Source organism: Holophaga foetida DSM 6591 (assembly GCF_000242615.2).
Taxonomy (GTDB): domain Bacteria; phylum Acidobacteriota; class Holophagae; order Holophagales; family Holophagaceae; genus Holophaga; species Holophaga foetida.
In genome coordinates, this window is record NZ_KI912268.1 from 2,218,227 (window position 1) to 2,230,628 (window position 12,402).

General features: G+C 63.7%; 8 protein-coding genes. 2 read left to right on the forward strand and 6 right to left on the reverse strand.

What is annotated here, in order from left to right; translation table 11 throughout:
* Positions 1 to 88 precede the first annotated feature (88 nt).
* The 3 genes from HOLFODRAFT_RS0209900 to HOLFODRAFT_RS0209910 form a co-directional block, all read right to left on the reverse strand.
* Positions 89 to 2,011, reverse strand: coding sequence for an SEL1-like repeat protein (locus tag HOLFODRAFT_RS0209900; RefSeq protein WP_005038351.1), 1,923 nt, complete (start codon positions 2,009 to 2,011; stop codon positions 89 to 91).
* A gap of 110 nt (positions 2,012 to 2,121) precedes the next feature.
* The gene (locus HOLFODRAFT_RS0209905; RefSeq protein ID WP_005038352.1) at positions 2,122 to 3,405 is read right to left on the reverse strand and encodes a dihydroorotase; all 1,284 of its coding nucleotides are present in this window, start codon (positions 3,403 to 3,405) and stop codon (positions 2,122 to 2,124) included.
* A gap of 35 nt (positions 3,406 to 3,440) precedes the next feature.
* Entirely contained in the window at positions 3,441 to 3,668 is a 228-nt protein-coding gene (locus HOLFODRAFT_RS0209910) for a biotin/lipoyl-containing protein (protein WP_005038354.1), read from the reverse strand.
* Between the two features lie 218 nt (positions 3,669 to 3,886).
* Here HOLFODRAFT_RS0209910 and pnp point away from each other — a divergent pair, with 218 nt between their 5' ends.
* Complete coding sequence (pnp, locus tag HOLFODRAFT_RS0209915; protein ID WP_005038357.1) at positions 3,887 to 6,004, forward strand: polyribonucleotide nucleotidyltransferase; 2,118 nt, start codon at positions 3,887 to 3,889, stop codon at positions 6,002 to 6,004.
* Positions 6,005 to 6,058: 54 nt separating this feature from the next.
* Entirely contained in the window at positions 6,059 to 6,373 is a 315-nt protein-coding gene (locus tag HOLFODRAFT_RS20420; RefSeq protein ID WP_005038358.1) for a DUF134 domain-containing protein, read from the forward strand.
* A gap of 3 nt (positions 6,374 to 6,376) precedes the next feature.
* On the opposite strand, the gene HOLFODRAFT_RS0209925 is transcribed toward HOLFODRAFT_RS20420, so the two are convergent.
* The 3 genes from HOLFODRAFT_RS0209925 to rpoC form a co-directional block, all read right to left on the reverse strand.
* Complete coding sequence (locus HOLFODRAFT_RS0209925) at positions 6,377 to 6,856, reverse strand: chemotaxis protein CheD (protein WP_005038360.1); 480 nt, start codon at positions 6,854 to 6,856, stop codon at positions 6,377 to 6,379.
* Position 6,857: 1 nt separating this feature from the next.
* The gene (locus HOLFODRAFT_RS22980) at positions 6,858 to 8,090 is read right to left on the reverse strand and encodes a hybrid sensor histidine kinase/response regulator (protein ID WP_005038363.1); all 1,233 of its coding nucleotides are present in this window, start codon (positions 8,088 to 8,090) and stop codon (positions 6,858 to 6,860) included.
* A 64-nt stretch (positions 8,091 to 8,154) separates the two neighbouring features.
* The gene (rpoC, locus tag HOLFODRAFT_RS0209935; protein WP_005038366.1) at positions 8,155 to 12,372 is read right to left on the reverse strand and encodes a DNA-directed RNA polymerase subunit beta'; all 4,218 of its coding nucleotides are present in this window, start codon (positions 12,370 to 12,372) and stop codon (positions 8,155 to 8,157) included.
* Between the last annotated feature and the right edge of the window lie 30 nt (positions 12,373 to 12,402).

Consider the following 12,402-nt stretch of genomic DNA (forward strand, 5'->3'; position numbering starts at 1 on the left):
CATCCAGGCCCTCAATCTGGTGGCGGGAAGCCTATTGAAGCCCCTGCCAGACCCAGAAGAAGCCCCGGAACGGAATCCGTTCAAATAATCAGTCGCCGCATCCCTCCGCCATGACTCCGCGCCCCATGCAGTAGGCGGCCCGGACAGTGTCCTTCGGAAGACCCAGTCCCTCGCGATAAACCCGGGCCAAGCCCTGCCAAGCCTCGGAGAGGTCCAGCGCGGCTCCCTTCCGGAAACAGGTTCTGGCCTTGGCCGGGTCCCCACCGGGCAAGGCCTGGGAGAGCCAGGCCTCCCCAAGTTCCACCGTCACCCTCTGAAGCATCGGATCAAGGCGTTGCAGGTCGGCAATGGCCAGGGGGGCGAGCATATCGTGGGCTTTTTGACGATTGGCCAGGGTCGGCTCGGCCCCAGGCTCGCCACTGGGGTGCAGCAGCATGTGGGCATGGGCAAGCTTCAGAGCAGTGCCTCCCTTGGGAGACTGGCGGGCCACCAGGCCTTGGACCTTCGACAGCCGGCCTGCGCGAGATCTCACCTCACGGAAACGGGTGCAAAGCAGATAGAGATCCATGAGGGCACCCCGCTGTCCGGCCTCCGCTGCCGCCAACAGGAGAGGAAAGGCCTCCAAGGGCCTGGGCCTGAAGTCATCAGCCTGGGCCCGCCACCCCGCCAGAAGCTGCCCCAAGAGATGGCTGGAGGCTGCATCTCCCCGCTTTACCCCATCCCGCAGGACCTGTTCGGCACCATTGGGGCGACCCTGGACAAGGCAGGCTTCAGCCATCTCGACCCAGGCTCCTGGACGATTCTGTTCGATGGCCCGGAGAGCGGCGCTCTTGGCCCGATCCGGTTCATTGGCCAGACGGAAGATCTTCGCGGCCTCCAGGGGGTCCATGTCGAGGCCTGCCAGGCCTTGATCCAAGCCCTCTGCCAGTTCAACCGCCGGGACGGTCGGCTCCAACTCCCAAGCCTTGACCAACAGAGCCGCAGCCTCAGGAATAGGGCCTTTCTCCTGGTGCCAAAGCGCCTTCCCCAAGGCCCGGTAAGCCTTGGCCCCGGCGCCAGGAAGGGCCGCTGCCCGACGCCGGAACTCCAGGGCGTTGCCGGGCGCCGCCGCAGCGGCAAGCTCCTCGTCCTTGTCGCAAAGCTCCGCCAGCCGCAGCCAAGCCTCACTGCTCCCGGCCTGGCCAGCGCGAACTAGGAGCGCCACGCAGGGTCGCGGGTCCTTGGCCATGCCGAACGTTCCCTCGTAGTGGAAGCTCGCAAAGCGCTCCATGGCCCCTGCGTGCCCCTCGGCCGTGGCCCGCTGGAGCACCAGGATGGCCTGCTCCCCCTGGCAGCCCCTTTCATAGAGCACCGAGGACTGGACGGGGTCCACCTGTCCGGTCCGCCCTTCCTCCCAAAGCTTGGCCAGGAAGAGCAGCTCATCGGGATTGGTGTTCGCGGAACTGACCACTAGGGCATCCTCCCGGAGTTGGCGGCTAAAATCCAGGTCCCTGGGCACTCCAAGGCCTCGCTCATACAGCCAGGCAAGCTTCCAAGCGGCCTGGGGAACCCGGACCCTCTCCTCCAGGGCTCTGCCCAGATGGGTGGCGGCCTCGGCCTCGTTCCTGGCCGTCCCCTTGCCCTCGGCCAGCAGCCAGCCCAGGACAAAATCCGCCTCCCGATCCCCCTGACCGGCCACCTGTTGGGCCAACTTGAAGGCGGAATCCCATTCCTGCCGCCCGAAATGAGCGAGCATCTCACCCTTTCCAACCGGCGGGGGCTGAGCGGGACTCGCCGGGGTGAACTGGACGACTTTCTTGGTCCGTTTCCGAACTTGAGGACCCCGGTCCGGCAGCACATTGAAGATCACGAAGGCCGTCAAGCTCAGCGCCAAGAGCCCCAGGAGCACCCCCCGAACCACCCTGCGGCGTGTTCTCACGGGCTCGGGCATCAAGACGATGATCTCCTTGCCCTCCTGCTTGTGGACAAAAGTCTGGCCTCCGCCTTGGGAGTCAGGGGGCTTGGACGTCAATGAAAACCTCCGGCGGTGGATAGATGGGATCCTATCACAGCAACGGATCATAAAATTGGTCCATATAACCCGACGACAACCCCGGAAATAACCAGGTCACAAGGCGGCGCTTACCCCCAGACCCGCTTTCCCTCCACCCAGGTCCCCAGCACCTTTCCGGGCAGTTCCCAGCCCTTGAAGGGGGTGTTGAAGGACTTGCTCTGGATGAAGGCCCGGTCCACGGTGATGCGGGCCTCGGGATCAAAGAGAACAAAGTCCGCGGGATTGCCCACCGCCAGGGAGCCCAGGCCCCGGCGATCGAGGTGGACGACCTTGGCGGGGCCGCTGGTCAGCAGCTCGATGGCCCGCTCCAGGGTGATGACCCCGGGCTTGACCAGGCGCTCCAGCACCAGGGGCAGTGCCGTCTCCAGTCCCAGGATGCCGAAGGCGGCATCCGGCAGCTCACAGGACTTGTCGTCCCAGGCATGGGGGGCGTGGTCGGTGGCAATGGCGTCCACCGTGCCATCGGCGATGGCCAACAGCACCGCATCCACATCGGCCTGGGGACGCAGGGGGGGGTTCATCTTGAAGTCAGAGTCGAAGCGGCGGAGTTCCTCGTCCGTCAGACTGAAGTGGTGGGGCGTCACCTCGCAGGTGACCCGGACGCCTCGGGACTTGGCCTCCCGCACCAGCCGCAGAGAGCCCTTGGTGGAGAGGTGCTGGAAGTGGACGTGGCCCCCGGTGTGCTCCGCCAGGATCAGATCCCGGGCCACCATGACCTCCTCGGCGGCGGCTGAGATCCCCCGGCACCCAAGGGCGGCGCTCACGGCCCCCTCGTGCATGAATCCCTTGTCGGCCAGATGCTCGTCCTCCTCGTGGGCCACCACCGGAACATCCAGCCAGGCGGTGTATTCCAGAGCCTTGCGCATGATGGCGGCGTTCATGATGGGCCGTCCGTCGTCACTGAAGGCGATGCAGCCCGCCCCCTTCAGGGTGCCATAGTCCGCCAGTTCCTCCCCGGCCATCCCCTTGGTCAGGGTGCCGAGAGGGAAGTAGCGGCAGAGGTTGGCAGCCCTGGCCCGGTTCAGTGCCAGTTCGGTGATGGCCACGGAATCATTGACGGGCCGGGTATTGGCCATGGCGCATACCGAGGTGAACCCCCCGGCCACGGCGGCCCGAGACCCCGTCTCGATGGTCTCCTTGGCAGTCTGGCCAGGCTCCCGGAAGTGGACATGGAGGTCAATAAAGCCCGGCGAGAGGACCATCCCCTGGGCATCCAGGAGCTCGGCGTCAGCGGGGGCCTGGACATCGGCCCCGATGGCGGCCACCCGCCCATCCAGCACAAGCAGTGATCCTGGCTCGTTCAGGCCCTGGGAGGGGTCCAGGATGCGGGCGTTCTTGATGAGCAGGGACATGGAGACCTCGACAGTGCCTCCATGTTACCAATCCCCTACTCCACGTCTCCCATTTCAAGGACTTCATCGTCTTCATCGACGAAGTCACCTTCCTCCAGGTAGATCTTCCGGATCTTCCCGGCGTCGGGCGCGGCGATGTAAAAGGGGGTGTGGGCCGAGTCCGTCCCCTCCATGAGGATCAAGTTCTCGTCTTCATCTACCTCCTGGCCGACGCTCACCAGGACATCCACCACATAGCCAGGCCACTCGGCGCGGATGATCATGGCTGCCTCCGACTGCTTGGCGTGAAGGTATGGTACTCCGGCATCTGGCGCAAGGCTGGGACTGCAAATTTCTGCACCCTGATATGATACCTGAGCCGATTATTGCTTCCGTCGGCAGCGACCTCTGCAGGAAGCCCGCCCCCATAGATACGGCGGAGGGTTTCATGGAGGGATCGCCAGCAGGAAGCCATTCCGGGCCCAGGGCCCATGGAGATTAGATGAATACCCTCAAATTCACCCCCACGACCGTCAGCATTGATCTGGGCGGCACGCCCATTTCCATTGAGACGGGCCGTATCGCCAAGCAGGCCGCCGGTTCCGTGGTCGTCCGCCAGGGCGACACCATGGTCCTCGTGGCCGTGTGCTGCGCCGAGCCCCGGGAAGGCATCGATTTCTTCCCCCTCACCGTGGACTACCGCGAGCCCGGCTTCGCGGCTGGCAAGATCCCCGGCGGATTCTTCAAGCGTGAAGGCAAGCAGACCACCAAGGAAACCCTGGTCTCCCGCCTCATTGACCGCCCCCTGCGCCCCCTCTTCGAAGAGGGCTACAACGGCGACACGATGATCACCTGCCAGGTGATCAGCTTCGACGGCGAGCATCAGCCCGACACGCTGGCCATGGTGGGCGCCTCTGCTGCCCTCATCATCAGCGAGATTCCCTTCACCAACCCCGTGGGCGGCGTCCGCGTGGGCCGCGTCAACGGCCAGCTGTTGGCCAACCCCACCGTTTCCCAGCGTCACGAAAGCGATCTCGACCTGCTGGTGGCCGGCACCGATGAGGCCCTGGTCATGGTGGAGTGCGGCGCCCAGGAGGTCCTTGAGGCCGATATGGTCAAGGCCCTGGAGTTCGGTCAGGCCCAGATCAAGACCCTGGTGAAGCTCCAGAAGGAACTCCAGGCCCAGGTTGGCAAGCCCAAGATGGTCCCTGTCAAGACCGAGCGCAACACCGAGATCTACGGCCAGCTGGCCGCCAAGTACGCCGAGAAGCTCCTGGCCGCCCTGACCATCAAGGTCAAGATCGAAAGCTACAAGGCCATCGACGCCCTGAAGAAGGAAGTCGTCGCCGACCTGTGCGCCGAGGACGCCTCCCTCAAGGGCGAGGTCAAGGCCTGCTTCGACCTCCTCAAGGAGACCCTCTTCCGCAACGCCATCCTCAAGCAGGGCATGCGCCTGGATGGCCGCAAGTTCGACGAGATCCGTCCCCTCAACATCGAGGTGGACGTCCTCCCCGCCACCCACGGTTCCTGCCTCTTCACCCGCGGCGAGACCCAGGCCATGGTTACCGCTACCCTGGGCACCGCCGATGACGTCCAGACCATCGACGGCATCGAGGAGGAGTACGAGAAGCGCTTCTACCTCCACTACAACTTCCCTGGCTACAGCGTGGGTGAGTGCAAGCCCAACCGCGGACCCGGCCGCCGCGAGATCGGCCACGGTGCCCTGGCCGAGCGCTCCATCATGGCCGTGCTCCCCGATGCCAAGGTGAACCCCTACACCCTGCGGGTGGTCTCGGAGATCACCGAGTCCAACGGCTCCAGCTCCATGGCCACCATCTGCGGCGGCACCCTGGCACTGCTGGCCGCTGGCATCAAGCTGAAGGCCCCCGTGGCCGGTGTGGCCATGGGCCTGGTGAGCGATGGCGAGAAGTTCGTCGTCCTGACCGATATCGCTGGCCAGGAAGACCACTACGGCGACATGGACTTCAAGGTTGCCGGCACCACCGCGGGCATCACCGCTCTCCAGATGGACATCAAGATCGGCGGCATCACCACCGAGATCCTGACCAAGGCCCTGGACCAGGCCAAGAAGGGCCGTCTTGAGCTCCTGGAGGCCATGGGATCCGTCCTGGCCGCCCCCCGGGACGAGTTCGCCCAGAATGCCCCCCAGATGGCCACCATCACCCTGCCCAAGGAGAAGATCCGCGATGTCATCGGCAAGGGCGGCGTGACCATCCGCAACATCATCGAGGTCAGCGGCTGCGACGTGAACATCGATGACAACGGCATCTGCCAGGTCGCCGGGCCCAACCAGGAGAAGCTGGCCGTGGCCGTGAAGATGATCGGCGACCTCATCCAGAGCGCCGAGGTGGGCCAGACTTACCTGGGCAAGGTGGCCAAGGTCGTCGAGTTCGGCGCCTTCGTGACCATCCTCCCCGGCCTGGACGGTCTGCTCCACGTCTCCGAGATGGCCCCCTACCGCGTCAAATCCCCTGCGGACGAGGTCAGCGAAGGCCAGGAGATCATGGTCAAGTGCATCGCCGTGGAAGCCAACGGCAAGATCCGGCTGAGCCGCAAGGCCCTGATGGCCGCCGACGCCGAGCCCCCTGCAGAGAAGTAGCTTCACTTGTTTCTGTAAAAGGGCGCCTTTGGGCGCCCTTTTTTGGAGGTTCCTTTGGCCCGTCGTCCCTGCTGCAAGCGCATCGAAGCCCTGCCCGAAGTGCGCTACTTCAAGCCCCGGGCCGTTCCCATGGCCGAACTGGAAGAGGTCACCCTGTCCATGGAGGAACTGGAGGCACTGCGTCTGGCTCACCTGGAAGGGCACTACCAGAAGGAAGCTGCCGAATCCATGGGGGTCTCCCGGGCCACCTTCGGGCGGGTGCTGGACGCTGCCCACCGGAAGGTAGCCAAGGCCCTGGTGGAGGGCTGCGCCCTGCGCATCGAGGGGGGAAGCTACGCTTTGAAAGACGAGCCCCTCATTTCTGATTAGCTGTTAATTTTTTGCCATAGAATCACGCCCCTGGATCCAAGTCGCAAGCACCTGCCCGCTACGGGTATTGAAGCAGATCTTCATACCCTGGAGCCCTCCCACCGATTGGGCGATCACCGGAATCCCGTGGTAGTCCAGCATTTCCATGGCAAGGACCACGTTCCGCTCACCCACGCTGAATTGCTGCATCTCCCCAGCGATCACCTGGGCCCCTCCGAAGACCTTCGCCACGAGCTTCTCCTTGCGGCATCCGAGAAAGAGCATGCGCTCGACCAGCTTGTCGATCGCCACATTGCCGAATCTTGGCGTGGGAAGGCCTACCCCGTTCCAAAGGGGAAGCATGTAGTGGTTGATACCACCGATGCCGAGTTCGGGGTCCACCAGGCATACGGACACGCAGGATCCCAGGATCGTGGTGACTCCATGCTCCTGCCTGTGCGCGAAGAGGGCGCAAGGGAAGAGGAAGTGAGTCGGGAGAGGCATCTCAGACCTCTTCAGAACCACCAAAGAAGAGCACGTCACCCTCCGTCAGATTGGGATCGCCTCCCTCCATGGAGGGGAAGGTGCATGTGAATCGCGTTCCGCGCCCCGGATCGCTCTCCAGGAGGAGGGTTCCACCCAGGAGGTCAAGGAGGGCCTGGACCACCGATAGCCCCAGTCCCTTGCCCGGATAGGACCGGGTGGGCCCCATTTCCAACTGCCGGAAGCGCTCGAAGATGCGAGTCTGGTCCTCCGGTCGGATGCCCACTCCGTCGTCCTCTACCACCAACACCAGCGAGGTGCCCTCGGGGCACAGGCGGACCCTGACCTCTCCCCCCTGATGACTGAACTTGATGGCGTTAGAGACAAGGTTCGCCACCACAAGCCTGAGCTTCGCCGCGTCCGTGCGGAGGGTCCAGCCCTCCACTGGCTCCGAATCCAGGCGAATGCGAACCTTCGCCTGATCCGAGGGGTAGCGCAGGTTTTCCAGAGCGCCCCGAACGACCGCAGTCACTTCAACCTTCGCCACACTTGGGGTGGCCTCACCGGCCTCCAGTTCCGCCGCACAGAAGATGTTCTGCAGTTGGAAGTCCAGGCCGGAGGTTTCGCCAGCGATGAGCCTTCCGACGGCCGAGATCCGGTCCGGAGGCACCCTGCCCGCTTCCAATTCCAGACCGAGCCCCAGGAGGACATTCAAGGGATTGTTGATCTCGTTCCGGACGTTGGAGAGGAAATGTCCCTTGAGCGCCTCGGAGCGGCAGAGTTGCTCGTTCATATCGATGAGCTGCCGGTTCAGGCGGCCAGCCTCCTCAAGCGCCCGCTGGAGCGTCTGGTTCTGAGCCTCGAGACGCCGCTTCTGGCAGAGGAGTTCCAGCTGTACCCGCACCCTGGCCTTCACATCCTCGACATGGAAAGGCTTGGTCACGTAATCCACGGCACCGACCCGGAAGGCCCGGACCTTCTCCTTGGCCTCCAGCATGCCGCTGAGGAAGATCACAGGTATGTCCCGCAGCCTTTCATCCTCTTTGAGGTGGGTGCAGACTTCAAAGCCATCCATGCCCGGCATTCGGACGTCCAGCAGCACCAAGTCCGGTCGCCGCTCAGCACAGACGGCGATTCCGCCCGGCCCATCCGGCGCCTCCAGGACCTGGTAACCGATTGCCTCCAGCAAGGTGCGCATCGACCTGCGCAAAGCAGCTTCGTCCTCAATGATCAGGATCGTTTCAGCGTTGTCCACGGAAGCCTCCCTGTATCCATGAAAAAGGGCCCCGAAGGGCCCTTTTCGTTGAGGAGAGTCGAAACTACAACTCATCTCCGTCGATCTCCGAAAGTCCCTGGAGCTCCTCGACGTGCTGGGCCATCCGGCTGTACTCGTCGTCGAAGTCATCAGAGTTCATGAGATCCGTATCTACAGGCTCAGGGTACTGGCCCTCCTCGATCTGGAGACCGCGGTAGATGGGCATGCCCGTGCCCGCGGGGATCAGACGGCCGAGGATGACGTTCTCCTTCAGGCCGCGCAGGTAGTCCACGCGTCCTTCAAGAGCGGCCTCGGTGAGCACCCGGGTGGTCTCCTGGAAGGAGGCCGCCGAGATGAAGCTCTCGGAGGTCAGTGCCGCCTTGGTGATGCCCAGGAGCTGGGGCTCGCATGTGGCAGGCTGGCCGCTGTTGTTCAAAGCGGTCTCGTTGATCTCCTTGAAGCGGTGCTTGTCCACCTTCTCCTCGACGATCAGCGGGGTATCGCCCACATCGGTGATCATGACCCAGCGCATCATCTGCCGGATGATGGTCTCGATGTGTTTGTCGTTGATGGTCACACCCTGGGCGCGGTAGACCTCCTGGACCTCGTTGACGAGGAAGGCCTGGAGGGCCTTTTCGCCCTGGACCTTGAGGAGATCGTGGGGGGAGACGGCACCCTCGGTGATCTTCTCACCGGCCTGGATCTCGTCGCCATCCTGCACCTGAATGTGCTTGCCGCGGGGGATCAGGTACTCGCCCTTCTCGCCGTCCACAGCTTCCACAATGACCTTCTGCTGGCCGCGCACGCGGTTCCCGTACTTCACGATGCCGGTGATCTCGGCAATGATGGCGGGATCCTTGGGCTTGCGGCCTTCGAAGAGCTCGGTCACGCGGGGCAGACCGCCCGTGATGTCCGAGGTCTTGGCCTGCTGGCGGGGGGTCTTTGCCAGCACATCGCCGGGCAGCAGTTCCTGGCCATCCTCCACTTCGACGTAGGCGCCGGTGGGGATGTTGTAGCGCTGCAGAACCTTGTGGTTCTCGCCCTTGACGTTGATGTGGGGGTGCAGCTTGTCATCGGTAGGATCGATGATGCGCTTACGGAAGCGACCGGTGATCTGGTCCTTCTCTTCCTGGTAGCTGGCGTTGAGATCGAACTCCTTGAAGTCGGCTACGCCGGGCTTCTCGTTGATCAGGTAATCGTTGTAGGGATCCCACTCGGCCAGAACGGTCTTGGGCTCCACTTCCTCGCCATCCTTGACGCGGATGGTGGCGCCGGGGGCGACCTTGTAACGCTCGCGCTCGTTGCCGTCCTTGTCCACCACGAGGATGAAGCCGGACCGGCTCAGGGCACGCACGTCTCCGTTGCGGTCCTCCACGGACTTGATGCCATCCAGCTTCACCAGGCCCTTGATCTGGGCCTCGTGGGTGGACTTCTCGGAGGTGCGGCTGGCCGCACCACCCACGTGGAAGGTACGCATGGTCAGCTGGGTGCCGGGCTCACCGATGGACTGGGCCGCGATCACGCCCACAGCCTCGCCCAGATCCACCATCTTGCCGGTGGAGAGGTTCAGGCCGTAGCACTTGGCGCAGCAGCCGCGGCGGGCTTCGCAGGTAAGGACCGAGCGGATCTTCACCGAGGTGACACCGGAGGTCTCGATGGTGAAGGACAGCTCCTCCGTGAGGAGGGTGCCGGAGGCCGCGATGATCTCCTTGGAGTAGGGATCCACGATGTCATCGAGGCAGACGCGGCCCATGATGCGGTCGCGCAGCCGGGCCCGGATGGTGCCATCGGTGTTGACGATGGCCGCCACCGTGATGCCGTCCAGGGTGCCGCAGTCGTCCTCGTTGATGATCACGTCCTGGGCCACGTCCACCAGCTTGCGGGTGAGGTAGCCGGAGTCGGCGGTCTTGAGGGCGGTGTCGGCCAGACCCTTACGGGCGCCGTGGGTCGAGATGAAGTACTCGAGCACGGAGAGGCCTTCCTTGAAGTTAGCCTTGATGGGGGCCTCGATGATGTCACCGGAGGGCTTGGCCATCAGACCACGCATACCCGCCACCTGACGGATCTGGGTCTTGGAACCACGGGCGCCGGAGTCGGCCATGATGTAGACGGAGTTGAGGAAGCGATCCGTGTCGTTGCGGCGCTCCAGCTCCTTCATCATGTCCGTGGCGACGTCCTCGGCAGCCTTGCCCCACACCTCCAGAATGCGGTTGTAGCGGGTGGCGGCGTCCAGCTTGCCTTCGTGGTAGTACTCGTGCTCGATGGCACGGACTTCCTCGTTGGCACCCTTGAGGATGGCGGGCTTGGTGGAGGGAACCACCAAGTCATCGATACCCACGGAAACGCCGGCCTTCATGGCCCACTGGAAGCCGATATCCTTCATGGCGTCCAGCATGTGGATGGTCACTTCGGGACCGTTGAGCTTGTAGGCGCGGTTCACCAGGGACAGCAGGCCTTCCTTCTTCAGGAGACCATTGATGAAGGGCAGCGCATCTGGCATGGCGCGGTTGAAGATCACGCGGCCCACGGTGGTGGTGATGAGCTGATCCTTCACGTCCTCGGAAGGGCATTCGAAGACCTCCTGCTCGGAGTGCTTCTTGGGATCAGCCTTGTGCCACTTCTCGGTGTCCACGACCTCGCCGGTGTAACGGAGCTGGATGATGGCGTGGGTGTCCACCACCTTGGCCTCGTGGGCAGCCACGACCTCGTTGGCGCTCCCGAAGACCATGCCCTCACCGCGGCGGCTGAGCCGCTTCTTGGTCAGGTAGTAGCCGCCGAGCACGATGTCCTGGCTGGGCACCACGTTGGGCTTGCCGTTGGCGGGGTTGAGGATGTTCTGGGTGGACATCATCAGGACCCGGGCCTCGGTCTGGGCCATGGGGCTCAGGGGCACGTGGACGGCCATCTGATCGCCGTCGAAGTCGGCGTTGAAGGCGGTGCAGACCAGGGGGTGCAGGCGGATGGCCTTGCCTTCCACCAGGACGGGCTGGAAGGCCTGGATGCCCAGACGGTGAAGGGTCGGGGCGCGGTTCAGCATGACGGGGTGGTTCTGGATGACCTCTTCCAGGACGTCCCAGACCTCTGAGACACCCTGCTCCACCATCTCCTTGGCCTGGCGGATGGTGGCCGCGTGGCCCTTGTGCTCCAGGCGGTTGAAGATGAAGGGCTTGAAGAGCTCCAGGGCCATCTTCTTGGGAAGACCGCACTGGTGCAGCTTGAGGTCAGGTCCCACCACGATGACGGAACGACCGGAGTAGTCCACGCGCTTGCCCAGCAGGTTCTGACGGAACCGGCCCTGCTTGCCCTTGAGGGCATCGGACAGGGACTTGAGGGGGCGATTGGAGACGCCGCGAAGGAGGCGGCCCCGCTTGCCATTCTCGAAGAGGGCGTCAGCGGCTTCCTGGAGCATGCGCTTTTCGTTGCGCACGATCACGTCGGGGGCGCGGAGCTCCAGCAGCTTCTTGAGGCGGTTGTTCCGGTTGATGACGCGGCGGTAGAGATCGTTCAGATCGGAGGTGGCGAAGCGGCCGCCATCCAGAGGCACCAGAGGGCGCAGCTCAGGGGGCAGGACCGGGATCACGTCCAGGATCATCCACTCGGGCTTGTTGCCGCTGCGCTTGAAGGCCTCAGTGACCTTCAGGCGCTTGGCCAGCTTGATGCGCTTCTGGGCGGAGGACTCGTTCTTCATCAGGTAGCGCAGCTCGACGGCCAGGGCCTCGACGTCCACCTGCTTCAGGAGTTCCTTGATGCCCTCGGCGCCCATCATGGCGCGGAAGCGCTCGCCATACTCGGCCTTGTATTCGCGGTACTTCTCCTCGGCGAGGATCTCGTGCTTCTTCAGGGAGGTGTCGCCGGTGTCGATGACGGCGTAGGCCTCGAAGTAGAGTACGCGCTCCAGGTCCTTGAGAGGGATGTCCAGGAGGTAGCCGATGCGGCTGGGGACACCCTTGAAGAACCACACGTGGCTGACGGGGCTCGCCAGCTGGATGTGGCCCATGCGCTCACGGCGCACGACCTTCTTGGTGACCTCGACGCCGCACTTGTCGCAGACGACGCCCTTGAACTTCTGGCGCTTGTACTTGCCGCACAGGCATTCCCAGTCGTTCACGGGTCCGAAGATCCGGGCGCAGAAGAGGCCGTCGCGTTCGGGCTTGAGGCTTCGGTAGTTGATGGTTTCAGGCTTGGTGACCTCGCCCTTGGACCAGGACCGGATCTTGTCCGGGGAAGCGAGGCTTACCTTGATGCATTCGTAGGCATTGATGTTCTGCTGTTCGGGAAACATGAGAACTCTCTCCAAATCAGTTCACGGGGT